General features: G+C 48.2%; 15 protein-coding genes. 9 read left to right on the forward strand and 6 right to left on the reverse strand.

Going from position 1 to position 18,010, the window contains the following annotated elements:
• Position 1 precedes the first annotated feature (1 nt).
• Entirely contained in the window at positions 2–847 is an 846-nt protein-coding gene (locus NDI34_RS18215) for a DNA-formamidopyrimidine glycosylase (RefSeq protein ID WP_348233398.1), read from the forward strand.
• Between the two features lie 59 nt (positions 848–906).
• Here NDI34_RS18215 and NDI34_RS18220 read toward each other — a convergent pair whose 3' ends face one another.
• A complete protein-coding gene (locus tag NDI34_RS18220; protein ID WP_348233399.1) occupies positions 907–2,349 on the reverse strand; it encodes a methyl-accepting chemotaxis protein in 1,443 nt (480 codons plus the stop codon).
• Positions 2,350–2,884: 535 nt separating this feature from the next.
• Here NDI34_RS18220 and NDI34_RS18225 point away from each other — a divergent pair.
• Complete coding sequence (locus NDI34_RS18225; protein ID WP_190411028.1) at positions 2,885–3,100, forward strand: NAD(P)H-quinone oxidoreductase subunit O; 216 nt, start codon at positions 2,885–2,887, stop codon at positions 3,098–3,100.
• 691 nt (positions 3,101–3,791) lie between these two features.
• A complete protein-coding gene (locus NDI34_RS18230) occupies positions 3,792–5,612 on the forward strand; it encodes a right-handed parallel beta-helix repeat-containing protein (RefSeq protein ID WP_190986459.1) in 1,821 nt (606 codons plus the stop codon).
• A gap of 303 nt (positions 5,613–5,915) precedes the next feature.
• Here NDI34_RS18230 and NDI34_RS18235 read toward each other — a convergent pair whose 3' ends face one another.
• Positions 5,916–6,038 (reverse strand): photosystem II protein Y, encoded by a 123-nt coding sequence (locus NDI34_RS18235; RefSeq protein WP_190411030.1) that lies wholly within the window; start codon positions 6,036–6,038, stop codon positions 5,916–5,918.
• A 121-nt stretch (positions 6,039–6,159) separates the two neighbouring features.
• Complete coding sequence (locus tag NDI34_RS18240) at positions 6,160–6,714, reverse strand: gamma carbonic anhydrase family protein (RefSeq protein WP_190986457.1); 555 nt, start codon at positions 6,712–6,714, stop codon at positions 6,160–6,162.
• 126 nt (positions 6,715–6,840) lie between these two features.
• On the opposite strand from NDI34_RS18240, the gene NDI34_RS18245 reads away from it, so the two are divergent.
• From NDI34_RS18245 to NDI34_RS18270, 6 genes are all read left to right on the forward strand, one after another.
• Positions 6,841–7,350: a TIGR02652 family protein gene (locus NDI34_RS18245; protein ID WP_190411032.1), complete on the forward strand. Its 510-nt coding sequence runs from the start codon at positions 6,841–6,843 to the stop codon at positions 7,348–7,350.
• Between the two features lie 136 nt (positions 7,351–7,486).
• A complete protein-coding gene (locus NDI34_RS18250) occupies positions 7,487–7,939 on the forward strand; it encodes a VOC family protein (protein WP_190411033.1) in 453 nt (150 codons plus the stop codon).
• A 305-nt stretch (positions 7,940–8,244) separates the two neighbouring features.
• Positions 8,245–9,000 (forward strand): energy-coupling factor ABC transporter permease, encoded by a 756-nt coding sequence (locus tag NDI34_RS18255; RefSeq protein ID WP_190434947.1) that lies wholly within the window; start codon positions 8,245–8,247, stop codon positions 8,998–9,000.
• 43 nt (positions 9,001–9,043) lie between these two features.
• Entirely contained in the window at positions 9,044–9,433 is a 390-nt protein-coding gene (locus NDI34_RS18260; protein ID WP_190529767.1) for a PDGLE domain-containing protein, read from the forward strand.
• Between the two features lie 19 nt (positions 9,434–9,452).
• Positions 9,453–10,226 (forward strand): cobalt ECF transporter T component CbiQ, encoded by a 774-nt coding sequence (cbiQ, locus tag NDI34_RS18265; RefSeq protein WP_190529765.1) that lies wholly within the window; start codon positions 9,453–9,455, stop codon positions 10,224–10,226.
• 25 nt (positions 10,227–10,251) lie between these two features.
• The gene (locus NDI34_RS18270; protein WP_190434952.1) at positions 10,252–11,037 is read left to right on the forward strand and encodes an ATP-binding cassette domain-containing protein; all 786 of its coding nucleotides are present in this window, start codon (positions 10,252–10,254) and stop codon (positions 11,035–11,037) included.
• 84 nt (positions 11,038–11,121) lie between these two features.
• Here NDI34_RS18270 and NDI34_RS18275 read toward each other — a convergent pair whose 3' ends face one another.
• Genes NDI34_RS18275 through NDI34_RS18285 form a run of 3 tightly spaced genes read right to left on the reverse strand, consistent with a single transcriptional unit; the run spans position 11,122 to position 17,949 of the window.
• Positions 11,122–13,758, reverse strand: a complete 2,637-nt coding sequence (locus tag NDI34_RS18275) for a CHAT domain-containing protein (RefSeq protein WP_242030370.1) — start codon at positions 13,756–13,758, stop codon at positions 11,122–11,124.
• A 23-nt stretch (positions 13,759–13,781) separates the two neighbouring features.
• On the reverse strand, positions 13,782–15,554 hold the full coding sequence (locus tag NDI34_RS18280) for a ShlB/FhaC/HecB family hemolysin secretion/activation protein (protein WP_348233400.1): 1,773 nt from the start codon (positions 15,552–15,554) through the stop codon (positions 13,782–13,784).
• Complete coding sequence (locus NDI34_RS18285; RefSeq protein ID WP_348233401.1) at positions 15,544–17,949, reverse strand: filamentous hemagglutinin N-terminal domain-containing protein; 2,406 nt, start codon at positions 17,947–17,949, stop codon at positions 15,544–15,546. Before NDI34_RS18285 ends, NDI34_RS18280 begins: the two co-directional genes overlap by 11 nt.
• Positions 17,950–18,010: the final 61 nt, after the last annotated feature.

Genomic DNA, 18,010 nt, shown 5'->3' on the forward strand with positions numbered 1-18,010 from the left:
TGTGCCAGAACTGCCTGAAGTTGAAACAGTTCGCCAGGGTCTAAATAAATTGACCCTGAATCAGGAAATATGGGGTGGCGATGTGTTGCTTGAACGCACAATTGCCCACCCCCTTTCCTCTGTAGATTTTTTGGCTGGGCTTGCCGGTTCAGTTATTACTCAGTGGCACCGGCGTGGTAAATACCTGCTGGCAGAACTCTCCTCATCTGCCTGGTTGGGCGTTCACCTGCGGATGACGGGTCAGATGCTGTGGCTTGACTCGCAGGAACCATTACAGAAACATACGCGAGTGCGGCTGTTCTTTACCAGTGAGAAGACCAGTGAGAAGGAGTTGCGCTTTGTTGACCAGCGAACCTTTGGCAAGATGTGGTGGGTACCGCCAGGAACACCGCCAGAAAGCATCATCACTGGTTTACAGGTTTTAGGCCCCGATCCCTTTTCCACAGCGTTTTCCGTGGAGTACCTGGCGCTGGCACTGCAAAATCGCCGCCGTCCCATCAAAACCGCCTTGCTAGATCAATCGCTGGTCGCTGGAGTCGGCAATATCTATGCTGATGAAGCGTTGTTTCTCAGTGGTGTGCCACCCAAAACCCTTTGTGCCGATCTAAAATTAGCGCAAATTGAGCGTTTGAGAGGGGCAATTATTCAAGTGTTGCAAGCCAGTATTGAGGCTGGGGGAACGACTTTTAGTAACTTTCTCAACGTGCAGGGCGTTAACGGCAACTATGGCGGGGTCGCCTGGGTTTATAACCGCACGGGTGTCCCCTGTCGAGTTTGTAGCACACCGATTGAGCGCATTAGATTAGCGGGACGCTCCGCTCATTTTTGTCCCAAGTGTCAGGGCTAGAATGTCAGCCCTATAAAATGCAGATGGGCAGGGGTGCAGGGGAAGGAGTTATCAATTAGCTAGACAATTGACTTCAGGTTTAGGGCTGCTTCGTTGAGGTTTTGGGTGCCTGCTTTGGTTTGACCGATTCCACTCGCCGTTTCTTTTGCTCCCTGGTTGAGGACGTTCATGGCATCAACGACTTGTTGAATCGCGATCGCTTGTTGTTGGGCACTCAAGGCAATTTGTTGGCTGTTTGTAACTACATGGTTGATGGCGTTCGTCATCCCCTTGAAAGCGTCCGCCGTCTGATAAGAAAACTGTACCCCTTCTTCTACCGTCTTCGTGCCCTCATCTGTCACTTTCACGGTTGAATTAATCGCGCGTTGGATGTCAACGACGAGGGTGTTGATTTCTTGCGCGGATTTCTTGCTTTGATCGGCGAGTTTCCGAATTTCCCCCGCCACCACCGCAAATCCCTTACCATGTTCTCCAGCCCGAACCGCCTCTACAGCAGCATTCAGCGCTAGCATATTTGTCTGGTTCGCGAGATCGCTTACCAAGTTTGTAATGTTGCTAATTTGATGAGTTTGTTCGTTCAGTTGCAGAATTTGAGCTGCGATCGCTGCCACTTTCTCGCTGAGCATCGCCATCCCTCCCAGAGTTTGCTGCACGGCTTCGGTTCCCCCTTCTGCTAATATCAGAGCCTGACGCGCCCCCGCAGAGGCTGCTGCGGCTTGTTGCGCTGATTGCAGGGAAGAAGTCCCCAACTCATCCATCGTTGTCGTGGTTTGATTCACCGAACTGGCTTGAGAGACAGCGATGCGTTCTTGCTGTTCAACGGTGCTAGCGATCGCTCTGGAAGAGTGCGCGATCGCATCGACGATCTCATTAATCTGCTGGCTGATGCGCGAAGCGATTAACGAACCAATTCCCAAAGCAAATATTGCGGATAATCCGGCACCGAGCCAAACTACAATCGTGAGCCAGTACATCGCAGTATCTTGTTGTTTAGCTTGTGCCGCTAACTGATAATTTGCTTGTTTAAGCATATCCTCACGCCAGTCATTAATTCCCAGCATTCGTATAGACTTCGTTAACTCAACAGCCTCGGCAATCTTACCGCTATCGAGCAAGTTGAATATCTTTCTAGACGCCTCATCAATTTTCTGACCCGCCTCAATAATTTTAGTCAAATTTTCTCGTTGCTGAGGGTCTTGAATCTCTCCCTCTAAAAATCTAGATGCTTCTCGAAATAACTTAATTCCTTCTTCGTAGGTTTTCTCGTAGCTTTTCTCCTTGGGGAAAACCACATGACCTCTAGTATTCCGTACCATTACGGATATTCCAAGAATCATTTCATCTATTTGTATAATATTGTTTTGTATGGATTTGACCTCTTCCGCAACTTTAGCGACTTTGTGAATGTTGTAATGCACCACTCCAGCCACGCCCATTGCCAATAAAATTGGAACAGAATATCCTAGCAAAATGCGGGACTTCAGTTTTAATGGCTTATTCACCGAGTTACTCCTTTCCTGGCGACTAGCTGCTAATTGCCTGTTTGAGTGTTATTGATTACTGAGATAATCCAAGATAACTTGGTTCAGTTTAAAATAAAATAATTAGTTAGAAAAACTTTTAATCTTGCAAACCAAATGTACTTCTATATTTAGTATTAGTATATTTATTAACTTAGCTCATTTTATTTCGATTAGTGCAAAAATTCTCAATGATTTACGAAACTAGCTTCGGGGTGTTATTGAACCACAAGCCGCAAAGAGCAAATAGACGTCCGCGTTCGTGAACTGGCTTTGAAAGAGCGAGCGTTTAGACGATGTTTGAAAAGTATCAAAAGTTGATATTATCTGTTTATCCCGCCTTAGAAAGGGGATAATTCAGCTCAAATTCCTTCTTTTCAAGGGGGATCTCCACCATCTAAGCGTCTCAATTAGGACTTTTTCAGGCATCCTCTAAGTAAATTTGCTTTCAGATGATTTTCCCGCCCTCATAGAAACTAAAATAGTGATGAACTAGACACAAGGGCAGAACAAAAATATGGCAGTCAAAAGTGGCGATTTGGTTCGTGCTGTGCGAGAAAAATTAGAAAACAGTGTGGAAGCTCAAGCTAGCGACTCGCGCTTCCCTTCCTACATATTTGAAACCAAGGGTGAAGTTGTACAATTGCGGGGTGACTACGCACTCGTCAAATTTGGTCAGGTGCCAGCACCAAATGTCTGGTTACGTGCTGATCAGCTGGAACCCTTTAAGTAAACTCAACGGGTAGCTGCAACCTTGTAGGGAGACGAACCTCTAAGTAAGGTTTTAGCTTAGGGAGAGCCGACTTCCGTGGGCGGGTTGAAAATGTCCCTGTTGACAGCTGACGTGCTGTACAGGCAGTTATCACCCGCCCTTACCCTCAACGCTAACAATTCGCTAATGATTGCAATAGAGCGATTTTCTAAGAGCAACACCGCTTCGCTACCGTGTCCACCAACTTTCAATGAGTGAGAAAAACCCTTCAGTAAATTCTCGTTCCGGAGACGCTGAAGTTTTTTGATCGTCCGAATTTTTACGGATTTCAGTAAAGCTCCAGAGGGCTATGATGTACCGCATACTAGGCTCTATTCTGAATCGTTTATTTAAGCACTTTTAGTAGGCGATTATCGGGAGAAAGGAGATTGGTTCAGTTTGCTTTTTTCTGGCTTTTGACCTAAGTTTTTAGCCGAAAATTGATACAATTTTCGGCTAAAAATACTTGAATTATTAAACAATAAATGGTATTTCCACGATGAATTATTTAAATAAAAACTTTTGTATTACTGGGAAGTTATTTTCAATTTTTGTTACAGTATTCTGCCTAGTTTTGATAAGTAGCAAAGTCAATTTACCTGGTTCAGCTTCTGCACAAGACTCAAAAGTTTACTATGTATCGCCCTCTGGCGCAGATTCTAATTCAGGAACTTTGTCTAAACCCTTTCAAAATATCCAAAAGTGTGCCAGTGTAGCGACGGCTGGATATACCTGTTTGATTCAAGGCGGGATTTATCGAGAAACTGTTATCCCCGCTAATTCTGGAACTGCGGGAAAACCCATTATTTTTAAAGCTTATCAAAACGAACAAGTAACAATTAGCGGTGCAGATCCGGTTTCTAATTGGACTCTGCACAATCACCCCAGTGGAAAAGTCTACAAAGCAACAATGAACTGGGATTTAGGTGAAGGGAATAACCAGGTTTTTGTAAATGATGAAATGATGGTCGAGGCTAGATGGCCTAATATTAACAAAAACCCAGCACAAATTACCAGTAAAGACAAAGCGATCGCTGATGGTGGTTCAATTAGCAACCCAAATGCTGCTGACAATTCACGAGTCAGCGGCACAATTTTAGATGAAGCTTTAAGTGACTTTCCTACTAGTTTTTGGAATAACGCCAAAGTCAATCACGTTCCTGGTCCAAATTGGGCACCCCATACCAGCACGATTACCAGTCACACCCCTAAAACTATTAATTTTAGCGACTATCAATATTATGCAAACTCTCTAGGCTATGCTCCAAAAGCGGGTAATTACTACTATATTTGGGGTAAATATGAAGCTTTGGATGCACCAAAAGAATGGTTTAGAGATGCTTCGGGAAATTTATATTTATGGACGATAGATGGAAGCAATCCTGCAAGCAACCGTGTAGAAGTCAAAAAAAGGCAATGGGCATTTGAGATTAATAATAAATCTAATATAAGCATAGAAAATATCAATATTTTCGCGGCAGGCATCCACTCAAATAATAGTTCAAATATTTTAATTAATAAAGTCAAGCTTTTGTATGGTTCTAATTTCGCAGTGATTCCCCATCTTTGGTACGACCAAGGAGCGCCAGCTATTTTATTGGGAGGAAATAATAACGAAGTAAAAAATAGCGAAATTAGGTATGCGGCAGGAGCGGGAATTAGAATTGAAGGCAATTCGAGTAAAATTACTAATTCTATTATCCACGATACAAATTACTCCGGCACTAGCAGCGCCATCCATATTAAAGGCGCAGTCAATGCAATTATGTACAACACCTTATTTGATTTAGGAACTCCGGGCGCGATCAACATCAATGAATTGACGCAGGGCAAGGTGATGTACAACGAAGCATTTAATATGGGGCGGCAAAATAGCGACGGAGGTACGGTGCAGGCATGGGGACACGATGGCAAAGGGACTGAGATTGCCTATAACAAAATTCACGATAGTCAAGCAGAATACAACCCCAGTTTGCATTATTTTGGCAGCATGGGAATTTATTTAGACGGCAACAGTTCTAACTATGTAGTGCATCACAATGTTCTGTGGAATATTCCCAAGCATGGGATTGCGATTAACAGTCACGGCACTCCCTGTTTAAATACAAATAGGCAAGTGTATAACAACACTGTAGATGGAGAGATTTGGTGGGAACCGTCTCGATCTAATATGAAAGGCACTATCCTCAAAAATAATATTGCTAAAGAATTTAAAGATACCCAGTCCGCAGGGGGGATGACAGTGGAAAACAATATTGTCATGGAAAAAGATGCGGCGGGTCAAATCACTGTTCCCGATGTACAGTTTGTAAATAGAAGCAACCACGACTATCAACTCACTGCTACTTCTGCGGCTGTAGATAAAGGTGCGATCGCTTCTCCTTACACCAATGGATTTGTAGGGAAGCAACCAGATATTGGCGCTTTTGAATACAATAAGAAACCGTGGACCGCTGGTGCCGCGATCGCTCAAGAAGATTTGTCTCTGAAATAACATTCTCCGCACTGATAGGGCGGATATTCTTCGTTCAACGATTCGGCTTGCCAATCTCCTGTTCGCGAAGCGGCGCGTCAGCGGAGCATTCGGAGCTAAAATCCCTCGGAACCTCAACCCCCAGCCCCTCGACCTCCACGGAGAGGGGAGAATAGAATATTGAAACCCTCCAAGAAGAGCGGGGAGGGGCAGGGGTAGGGTTAGGTGGTACTCCTTGTCCAGTCTTCTCCACCAAGAACCCCCTCGATCCTCTCAGACTAAGGGGAACAAGGGGGTTACTGCTAATTACTTGTATCGTCTCGTTCAGGATCTGTTGAGAAAACCCTGAATTTGTTTCAGAGCATACGGAAGAATATTAAACCCTGCCCAGCCTGCTGCTGCGATAATTGGCAGCAAAACGATTAACACGCGCCAGTCAAACTCCATTGAAGTTTCCTCTCTTATTGCTTAAAGATTTTTGAACAATTCTCATATTTTATTTTTAGGCATCGGGGGACAGTTTGATACAATCCCTTGACTTATCCAAACTCCCTAACTTTCCCAGACATCAATGGGGCGTCGTAAATCCCAGATCCGTCCCCTTGCCTGCATGAACCAAAGCTAGCTTCTCGTAGCGCCTCGCGTGTTCGATCAGTTCTGCCGTCTCAGCCTCAGAAAGTTCGCGCACCCGCTTGGCAGGCATCCCCACCATCAGCGACAAAGGGGGCACGTCCTTCGTCACCACACAGCCAGCACCGATAAGACTCCCCGCACCCACGCGCACGCCATCTAGCACCACTGCGCCAATGCCAATCAGGCAACCGCGTTCAATATGAGCCGAATGAATCACAGCGCGATGCCCGATGGTTACATGATCTTCCACAATGGTTGGCTTGCCCGGATCGCCGTGCAAAATCGCACCATCCTGAATATTTGTCCGTTCTCCAATTTCAATGCGTTCTACATCTCCTCGCACCACAGCCCCGAACCAGATGCTGACCCCCGCACCAATCTTTACCCAACCCATGACAACAGCATTCGGGGCGACAAAGGCAGCTAAGGAGAGATCGGGGCTAGGCCAATAAGAATTATCGGAACCGTAAAACGGGTTTAAATTACTCACACGATGCGCTCAGTGACTCCACAAAATAACCACACTCTTTATGGTGAGGGCGAAGCTTCACCTACACAGATATAATAAAGCCACTGGCACCGTTGGACAGATACATAGAATGCCGATACACACTCCATGATGAATCCAGGCTTACAGTACCCGATCTTTGGGCCGGAGATTCACTGCCCCCATTGCCGCCAAACGATTCCGGCCTTGACGCTAACGGATACTTATCTGTGTCCGCGTCATGGTGCCTTTGAGGCAGATCCGAAGACTGGTGAACTGATTCACTTACAGTCTGGGCGTCACTGGCGTCGGTGGAGTGATGAATGGTACCGGCAGCACACCCATCCGGATGGGATTCGGTTTGAGATTCACGAAGCCCTAGACCGGCTGTATACTCAAGGCTACCGAGCGACGCGAGTCATTATTGCCAGTCGTTATCGGGAGTTAATTAGTGCTTATCTGGAACGCAGTACCCCTTGGCGGGGGCAGTCAGATCCGCCGAAACCCAGGCTGTACGGATTGCCGGTGGAATTTAGCCCGGAACCGGAAGAAGAACCCTGCTGGGAAGTGATTAATTTCGATTTGGAAAAAGAACCGGGTATCCCTGTGAGATATCCTTATTTTCGGTTGTTTGAATAATTTCGTTCGTGATTAGTCATTTGTGATTAGTCATTGGTCATTTGTGATTAGTTATTGTCAATTGGGTAAAGACTGGCAGACGATCGCGAAGGACTAAACACTAAGGGCTAAAGACGAATGACAAAGGACAAAAATCATGCATCATGTTTCGATCCGCACGGCAAATATTCATCGCGCGATCGCTTTCTATGAACATCTGGGATTTACTGTCTGCGAACGCTTCACCGCCGGGATCACCCTCGCCTGCTGGATGGAGGGGAGTCTCGGACGCATTGAATTAATCCAGATTCCGCAACCGAAACCCGCCCCCGACGCTTTTGGAGATGAGCATTACGTCGGGTACTACCATTTGTCTTTTGATATCACTGATACGGCATCTGATTTGCCGAGTTGGTTAAATTCTTTAAAAGAACGCTTTGATGAAGCAGCGCAGACTTCTCCAGAGCAGTTTTTTCCCCTGAAGGTACTTTTAGAGCCAACTCAGCAAATGATCGGCTCAAGCGTCTACGAAGTTGCTTTCATTGCTGATACCGACGGCTTACCCCTGGAATTTATCCGCGTTTTGGGCAGCAGAGACTCGGCAAATTAAGCGGAACTAATTAGGGGAAATGATGTTGTAGGGTAGCCCCGGCAACATTATTTTTTGATTTCGTAATGTCCTGACGCGCAGATGCGATCGCTTATACACCTTGCGATCGCAGATTTTCTGAATCTCAGTCTTAGAGAGGAGGAGTATTCCTTCAAATTATGCCAAAAGTAACAGATTTCTTCACCATACAATGATTAACTTAAAAATCCTCAATGCCCCCCTATCGCATTGCTTTTTTTGAAAAATTTATGTTTTATTAGAGGGTTGGATTTATTAAATAATCTGGCAGTAAAGGACAATTTTTAATGATAATTACAGCCCCGCTCCCTAGTATTGTCTCCTCTGGCTTACTGCACTGGATAATACAGCCGCAGTTAGCCTTGCACATTCCAGATGGCTTCTTGAGCTTGCCCGTTAGCCTCGTGACATGGGTACTCGCCATCGGACTGATTGCACTCGCCCTCAATCGAGTGCAGGCTGACTACCAGGAACGGGCAGTCCCGCTGATGGGTGTGTGTGGAGCCTTTATTTTTGCCGCCCAAATGATTAATTTCCCGATTCCAGGGGGCACCTCCGGGCACCTGCTGGGTGGGACGCTCGCGGGAGTTTTACTTGGCCCGTGGGCGGGATCGCTCGTCATGGTGGCAGTCTTCATCGTCCAGGCAGTCTTGTTTCAAGATGGTGGACTGACTGTACTAGGAGCCAACATCACCAATATGGGTCTCATTGGCACCTTTGCGGGTTACTACCTCTACAAAACAATTCGGTTTGCCTTAGGACGGGATAACTGGCGGGGAATGTTAGTGGGTACGGCAATTGCAGCTTGGGCAAGCGTGTTTATTGCCTCAATTTTGACAGCAGTACAACTAGCTTTGTCCGGAACAGTGCCCTTTGGGGTAGCCGTAGGGGCAATGGCATTTTGGCACGTCCTAATCGGCATTGGAGAATCACTGATTACCGTCGTAGCAGTGAGTTATGTATGGCGATCGCGTCCCGATCTGTTGTTCGATCCACCCCGCCGAGCTGTTTCCACTGCATCTCGTTCGTTGTCACAGCGTTAAGCACTGCGTGCATCTAGTTATATAGGGAAGGGATGAAACGTTTATGAGTAGCAACCTCTCGCGGGAACGCAACCGGGCTTTTGTCATCACTGGGTTGGGTGTTGCCTTGCTGATTGCAATTTTTTTGTCTCCATTCGCTAGCTCAGATCCAGACGGATTAGACCGAGTTTCTCAGGATCTAAAGTTTGAGGATAAAGCAGCCGAAGAAGCACCCGCCCAAAAACTCCCCTTTTACGCTGTTTTTGAAGAATATGCCCTCAGAGGCGTACCAGAAGGACTCGCCACACCCTTAGCCGGTTTGATTGGAACCTTAACAACATTTGGTTTGGCTTGGGGGATTGGGAAGTTGGTGGTTCGCAATTCTGTTTCATCTTCCTCAGACTATGAAGTCCCCTCGTCCTCAGATAATCCAGATGGCCCCCTGGATAGATAAGAACTAAAGCGTAAAGCGAATGCTGCTGCACATTATTGCCGTTCAACTAGATGCTGATAGCGATCGCAAAACTCCCTGGCACTCATTAGCACCCCGGACTCGAATCCTGTGTACGCTACTCCTTGTATTTGCGATCGCCCTGACGCCAAACGGACGCTGGTGGACTTGGGCAATCTATGGGTTAGGCGTGCTAGGCGTTGTTCTCCTGAGTCGGGTGACATGGAGCATCCTGCTGAAGCGAATCGCCGTTGAGTTTGCTTTTATTGGCGTTGTACTGCTAGGCACTTTGTTTCGGGACGGCGGCGAGGTGTTGTGGTCTTGGGGAGTGCTACGGATTACTACCGTCGGGCTGATGGTTTTGGGTAGCGTGACCCTCAAAGCGCTGCTTTCGCTGATGATGCTAAATGTGCTGACTTTAACTACTTCGGTTGCAGCGCTCCTGAATGGATTAGTCGCCTTGCGAACCCCACCCCTATTGGTGGCGATTCTCGCATCCATGTATCGCTACATTAGCGTCCTAATTGGGGAGGTTAACGCCATGCGTCGGGCAGCAGCCTCTCGCAACCTGATGGGCAGCAACCACTGGCAACGCCAGGTGATTGGCAACATGATGGGAACGCTATTTATCCGTACCTATGAGCGGGGGGAGCGGGTTTATCAGGCAATGCTGTCGCGGGGTTATCAAGGACTACCGCCTGTCGAGAAGGTGCCGTCGGGCGGACGCCGCGACATTGTGGCTTTAACCTTAACCGTAATTTTGGCATTGCTGGGACAAGTGGTTTATTTATTCTAAAAATTTTTAATTTTTAATTGTTGCTATGCACCATAATCCAATATTTATCGAAAATCTTAGCTATATCTACCCTGATGGAACTCATGCACTCAGGGGAATTAATTTATCGATTAAAGCAACGGAACGAGTGGCATTAATCGGAGCCAATGGTTCGGGAAAGTCCACTTTGCAGTTACATCTGAATGGGATTCTCTTACCCGAAGCGGGAGAAATCATCATTGGAGAATGGCCTGTCAGAAAGGAGAATTTGCAAAAAATTCGGAATTTTGTGGGGCTGGTATTTCAGAATCCAGATAATCAGTTATTTATGCCCACAGTTTGGGAAGACGTTGCCTTTGGTCCGATGAATCAAGGCTTGCGAGACAAGGAACTTACCGCACGAGTGCTTCAGGCGATGGCAGCGGTGGATATCGATCCAGAACGCTATGGACAGAGGAATACAGATAATTTATCTGGAGGCGAAAAGAAGCGGATTGCGATCGCAGGCGTGCTGGCAATGAACCCCCAAGTGTTGGTATTTGACGAACCCTCGGCTCAGCTAGATCCCCGTTCTCGTCGCCAGTTGATCGAGTTGTTAAAAAGCTTGCCGCTGACGCAACTGATTGCCACCCACGACTTAGATTTAGCCTTGGAGTTATGCGATCGCACGGTAGTCTTGAGTCAGGGTCAGGTCGTCTACGATGGTGCAACTGAGCAGGTGATGAGCGATCCTGACTTCTTAGTTCAGCACTCTCTAGAGTCGCCCCTCTGCTACAGTCGCCCTTACTGCCAGCTTGAAGATGCGCCGGTTAAAAAGCGCGTTCTTGTTTGAAATTTAATACTTTTCGGTGAATTACCGATAGTTCCCCACTGCATTCAAACGAGATATTGCTATAGATTTGAAATCTTCCCGCAACTATAGCCAATTCCCCACTAGCACGTAGGGTGCCCAGTAACGGGGATGCTGGTATCGCGGATTCTGCAACAGAGACAGCTGGGCAAACCGGAGTGCTTCCGCTTTCGTCTCCTTTGTATTGGTTAACTCTTGATAAAACTGACTCATCAGAAGGGCGCTACTCTCATCGTCCAGCGACCATAGAGACGCGAGGGTACTCCGCGCCCCAGCGCGTACCGCAACCCCAGCCAGTCCTAAAGCCGCCCGTTTGTCCCCGGTAGCGGTTTGGCAAGCACTGAGGACGAGTAATTCGATCGCAGTTGGTCGGTTCGTATCTCTAATGCGGAGTAAATTATCCAACTGATTGACATTAATCCGATTATCCCAAGTCAGAATAAATGTCTCCTCAGCTTTAGAACTGAATTGACCGTGAGTGGCAAGATGTACGACTGGGAAGGAAACCGCATTCATTTCTTTTTGGAAAGCGGTACTGGTAAATTCCTGATTGAGCAGTACCGTAGTGGGCACTACAGATTTAATCTGATTTAATTCCAGGGTTACATTGTTGAGCGCAGCAAACCCTTGGCGAGATTCAGTAATTCCGGCAGTTAAAGCTTTGATTTTTCCCCGTTCTAAAGATTTGGGGCCGAGTAACTGCAACCCTGGAGTTAATGCAACGCCATACTTTTGGACAAGGTATTGTTGACCGTCGTAGAGTGCAGCCATCGGGATATTTCGCAAGGAACCATCTAGGACAAATACCAAAGTTTTAATGTTGCTCGCGAGATCCTGCGATGCAGGTAAAATCAACCAATCATAGACTTGCTTAGATAAAGCTTGAGTTTCTCGCAGCGTGTACGGTTTGGTCAGTTGCTTTCGCAATTCTCCGACAATTCTTTCTATTTCACTCTGGTTGATATCAGTTTTGTAGTGGCGTAGTGGTTGTTGAGGTAACTTGAGAATGACTTCTAATCGGTCTGCCAAAATAATCGGATAGATGACTGCGGCGGTCGGATCGTCTTTATCGATGACTTGGTCGATTTGGACTGTTTTGCCTTGCAAACAGGCGGTGCGAAAGAAATTATCGAGTTCAGCAAGTTGCAGCGATTCAATCGTGTTACGGGCTAGTTTGAGATTGTCTTGGCTTGGCTGTGAAGTTCCCTCTGTTTGCAATAGCAACTCGACCAGTTGCCGATAGATAGGCTCAACTTCCTCTCGAAAAGAAAACTGAACGTCAGGATTAATGGTGACTAAATCGCTGCGGAGAGATTGGAGAATATTCACCGCTTCCGTGTAAGCAGCGATCGCGTCTTTGGTTTTTCCCTGCGCTTTCAATAAGCGTCCTAATTGCCATTGCCAACGATAGGAAATATCTGAGGCGTTAATTGATTGGGCGAGAAGTAAAGCTTGCCGAGTCAAGTCTTGGGCATTCTGCAATTGCTGAGTTTGTTCGTATAGTCCGCCGAGATGTCCCAAGGCATAAGCTTCTGCCCGGATATCTTGGATACTTTTGGCTTGTTGAACTGCATTTGCCAACACCTGACCGATTTCTGTCCAGGAGGAAGTATTTGCCGTGTCAGCTTGTTTGATCCGCGTCAAACTTTGGGCAAAATTAATCTTGGCATAAACTGCTGTTCGACTGGGGGGAAAACTCGCAATTTCTGCTTGCATTTGGGAACCCAACGCCTTGGCAGCGCTCAATTGCTTCGTTTCCACCAACAAGCTCAATTGATTGAGTTTGGCTTGGTTGCGGGTCATTGGTGAAGGAGCAGTTGATTCAGCTTGTTGATAAAACTTTAAAGCTGCTTCCGTATCCTGTTGCGATCGCGCGGTATTTCCTAAACCCAGGAACGCTGCACTAATGTCTGGGGGAGACTTGAGTTGCTGGGCGACATCCAAACTTTGCTGCAAAACCTGCCGGGACTTCTCTAAATCCCCAACGACGCGGAGGGTGTTACCGAAAGAACTCAGCGCGATCGCTTTCATCGGATTGGGTTGATTCGCCAGCGTCTCCTCTACCTGAGTCAATGCCTTCGCCGCTTGACGATAACGCCCTAAAGATTGCAGCGCTAAGCTTTGGTTAATTAAGCTACCCGTAATTCCCGCCTTGTCGCCTGCTTGCGTATAAATAGCCGCCGCTTGTTCCCAAGTTGTTAAAGCTTGTTCCGCTTGTCCGAGTGCCAATTGCAGCTGCCCTTGGATGTTGAAAGCTTGGGCGAGAACCGGCAAGTGGTCTTTGTTGGGATTTCTCGCTTCTAATAGTTTCAGGCTGTTTGCGATCGCTTCCGTTGCCTCCGTCCACTGTCCGAGTTGTTGGTAAGCTAAGGACAGGAAGCTCAACGTAGAAGCTTGATTGAGGATATCTCCTTGGGCTTGAAAAGTTTTTGCCGCTTGTTGCCAAATCCTTACCGCCTCAACAAACTGCCCAGTTTCATAAAATTCACGTCCCTGTTGTACTTGAGTTGTATTAGTTAGTTCGGTAACGTCTAATGCAATGCTCCTCGAATCGGGGAAACCTAATCCCCTAACCCCCTTCCCTACAAGGGACGGGGGAATCGCTCTTTGTCCCTCTCCTACTAGGAGAGGGGTTGGGGGAGAGGTATCCAACAACAGCGAATGAGAGTGTACCTTTTGACCCCAGAAAAGCAAAAGGGTCAACGTTAATCCGAAAAGCCCGTACTTTAGAAAAGATTGTACTGCACGGAAAAGTACAGACCGTTTTCTTGCCATGTTCTTTCCCTCGAAGAGAGATTCACTAAAGGAATTCCCCAGTCCAGGCGGGCGCTGAAGCGTGGTGATTGCCGCCACTGCAATCCTAACCCAACCGATAAAAGTCTATTGGGTTCAGGATCTTCTCTGCCCGAACTGTTCCAGGCGGTGCCAAAATCGACGAACGGAATGATTTGGAGAACACCCTGCACTTGGGGGACGCGCAGCACCGGGTACTGAAGTTCTGCACTTAGCAAGACGCCGTTATCCGTCAGCAGAGCATCCTGACGATAACCCCGAATGCTTTCTAAGCCGCCTAAACCAAATTGTTCTAAAGGGACTAGCGTTCTATCTGCTAGTTGCACGTTGCCACGCACCAATAGCAACGTTTCTGGAGCCAGGAGACGTACCCACTGGGCTTGCCCTTGCCATGAATAAAAGCGACTATCGGGACCAGATTCGTTGAGAGTTGCATCAAAGGCACCGAGTCCGATATTAAATTGCGATCGCAAGGCAATGACTTGGCGAGTCCCGGTTTGCGTCCATTCTTGAAAAAATCGCAAGGCGGATATCCGCGTGCGTCCCTCGTCATCAGCACCCGCCGACAGGGGAAACGGAATCTCTAGCAAAGAAGTTTCGCTCTCCCTCCGAGATGCTGTTAAACCGACGGTGAATTGTTGGGTAGGGGTTTGAACAATTGGCTGGCGCAGCGTCAATTCATAGTAGCGCGAGGCGGCATAAATATCGAGACGGTCGAAGGGTGGCTCAATCACATCGCTGGATGTGGTGCCGTAACTGACGCTGAACGTGCCATTGTAAGGATTAATCGGCAGTGTGTAGGAAGTATCGAAGCTATCGCTGCCATCCGTATTGCTGTAGGCAAGGCTTAAACCATCTCCCAAACCGAATAAATTCGCTTCATTCACTTGCAAGCGGCGTCGGAAGCTGCCCACGCTGGGAGAACGACCGTTATCGATGCCGATTTGGGTGCTAAAGGTCTTCGCCTCTGTTATCCGAACTTCCAGCAAACTGAATCCCGGACGGGTTCCAGCGGAGAGTTCCGCAGATAAATTGGCAATCAGCGGATTGAGTTGCAGCAGTTGTAATGCTTCGAGAAGACGCTCTCGATTGAGAGGCTTTGATGTGGCGACAGCCAAACGCGATCGCACGTAGTTGGAATTTAACCGTCGCGTGCCACTAATTTTAATGTCTTCTAAGCCGCCTTCGACAACCTGAATGGTGACGACGCCGTTCTGAATTGTTTGGTTGGCGGGAATCAGGGCACCTGACGTAATATACCCTTGGTTGACGTAAAACTCGGTGACAGCAGTTCGAGCTTGCAGCAGTTCGGCAAAGGAAATTGGTCGATTGGTAAACGGCTTGGTAATTTCCGCTAGCTTTTCGGAACTGAAAGCTGTATTGCCGATGAATTCAAACTTTTCCACCGTAATGTTGCCAGGAACCGTCTCCCCCGGTGTCTCCTCGTCTGGGGAAGGCTGGGTGGGGGACTGGAGTAAGTCTTCTGGCGGCGGTAGTGGCGCAGGCGTTTCTGGGGACGGAAGCGGGGAAGGGGAGGGAGGTGGCGGTTGAATGATGTCTTGTGGCGGAGGGAGTTGAGGAACTTGAGCCGAGTCAATCGTTTCCGGAAGCGATCGCGCTGCTTGCGCCGTCAAGCAGATACTCAGGATTGCTAAACCCAGCCGAAGATACAATAAGCGATCGCCTCCAAAAAGATTACGGTACATGGCACTTAGCGGTTGTTAGCCCGGAATGAAGAGAGTAGTACGGAACAGCAGCCGTGAGAACGACTTCGCCTCGATCGTTTTTCACCCAACCTTGTGCTTCTACCAACGGCTCTTTTGTCAAGTTTGACTGTATGGCAACATCCTTTGGGGAGTGAGTGGAAGCTGGTGCAACCTGACGCCAATCTGTCCAAACGGCGTTGCTAGTTCGGGTTTCGCTAGGATTATCTGGCAACCCTCCGCTTCCCGTCACGGTGAAAGAACTCGCAACGTTGCTGCCACTCGCCGGACAAGTTTGCGCCACCAATCCAGAAGCATCGACCAATTCTGCTGGTAAAGTCGCTAACCCGCGACTGGGATCGACATCCAGGGTATTAATTTGTACGGTGCCATCGACCCCAAATTCCGAACTCGCAGTGATGTCACTTTGGGAGGTTGGGCGCGATCGCAACTGGCTACCAAAGATACTAGAAGTGGTGATGTTGATACTCCCTCCCCGACCTTGGAAGGCATTAGCGGTAATATCGCTATTTTCAGATGGGACAGCGACGATGAATTTGGCATTAATATCCACATTCCCGCCATCTCCACCCGCTTTTGCAGTGCCTGCGGTGGTGGAAAGGTTACTATTGCGGCGCAGCAATAATAAGTCTTGCACTCGCAATCGAATATTCCCGCCGTCACCGGATACAGTTTGGGCGTTGAGGGTTGCCCCATTGTCTAGCAGGATAGAGCCAGAGTCAATTTCGAGTTCCCCAGCTTTTCCTAACCCTTGACTGCCCACAGAGATTTGTCCCCGATCTCGAACCGTTAACAACTGAGTTTTAACCGTCAGACTTCCCCCATCTCCGGTCGAAAATGCCGGAAGATTACTGCTATCGGAGGGGGAACCATCTCCGTCTCGGATGACATCGGCGGGGTTGCCGGTGCCAGCAAATAATCTGCTGCGAAGCTTTCCATTCCCTGAAGTCCCAACCAGTTCTACCAACTCAGAGGCATTCACCTCCAAATTTCCCCCGAAACCTGCCCCAAAAGTAGCCGCAGAGACTTCTGCCCCATTTCGGATCGTCAATTTCCGAGTTGTAATCGTTAAGTTTCCAGCTTTCCCATTGCCTCTAGAAGTTTGAACCGACAATCCACTGGGACGGCGATCGCTCGGTGCGGTGCCACTCAGTTCCACCCGATCGGTGGCATAGACGTTGATACTCCCGCCCTGCCCCGTTCCGGAACCACTCGCTGATATCCGCGCCCCGTCCCGAACTAGCAATTGCCGGGTCGTAATTGTCACGTTTCCCGCATCTCCTGCTGCATCTTTAACATCACTGGCGAGTTTGCTGGGTTTTTGACCATCTGCTGAGGTGCCGATCAGTTCTACCGAATCCGAGACATTGATGTCGATGCTCCCTCCTTTTCCCTTGCCGGAGGTCGTTGCAGATACTTGAGAACCCCCCTGAATCGTTAGCCGCACCGCTTGGATAAAGATTCCTTGCCCATTTCGATTCCCCAACGTATTTGCAGACACTTTTGACTCATCGCTGAATGTCACCTGTCTGCCGGAAAGCTGGATCGCCCCGCTACCTTGACTGCTGACATCAATCGCTGCTTGATTCGTGAGGGATATATCTGCTTGGACGACACTATCTAGAAATTTCAAGCGCCAACGATTGCCTTCGACATTCAGCTTTACGGTTCCTGGTTCTGCGACTCCTGCCAACTCGACTCGACCACTCCGCGCTTGTAAAAGCCCGCCCTTCCAACTCACATCACCGCCTAATAACAACAAAGTCTGATTTTCTGCGACTTTCAGGGTGCTAGCAGAACCCACGATTGGTTTCGGCAGTTGTGAAGAGATGAACCCACTCGGATCGCCAACCATCGTCAGTAAGCTACTCGCTCCTTCTGGATTGGTGGCGCTAAACTGACTACCATCCGCCCACACCAAAGCATCCAGCGTGGTGGCAACAAAAGAGCCTCTGGTGGTGCTGCCGACATTGAGTTGAGCCTTTGGCCCGAAGTGAATGCCACTGGGATTGATCAAGAAGAAGTTGACCGGCTGATCGGTAAAAATTGAGCCGTTAATCAAAGAGGGAGAACCCCCTGTAACACGGGATAGAATATTCTGGATATTGGCGGCGCTGCTAAAACCCGCTACCTCGCCTGCGTTGAGGCTAAATTTTCCAAAGCTGTGGAACAGATTACTGCCGACGGTTGGACCCGCTGATTGAGGAATAACGTAATTAGGACCCGTTAAGGTTTTTACCAAGCCGAGGCTGCCATCAAGGGTGATATTTTGGGCGATCGCGCGATCGCTCCCAGCGGCGATCGTACCCAGCGCGATCGCGCTTCTTATCCAACAAGGGTGGCAATGCAGCGATCGAAGCACTCTGCGAATTAACACGCTTGGCTAGCATTACCTTGACGGTAAGGTTTCCGTATATTCACGCAATAGCCTAACACAG

The sequence above is a fragment of the Trichocoleus sp. DQ-U1 genome (genome assembly GCF_039961925.1).
Taxonomy (GTDB): domain Bacteria; phylum Cyanobacteriota; class Cyanobacteriia; order Cyanobacteriales; family FACHB-T130; genus FACHB-T130.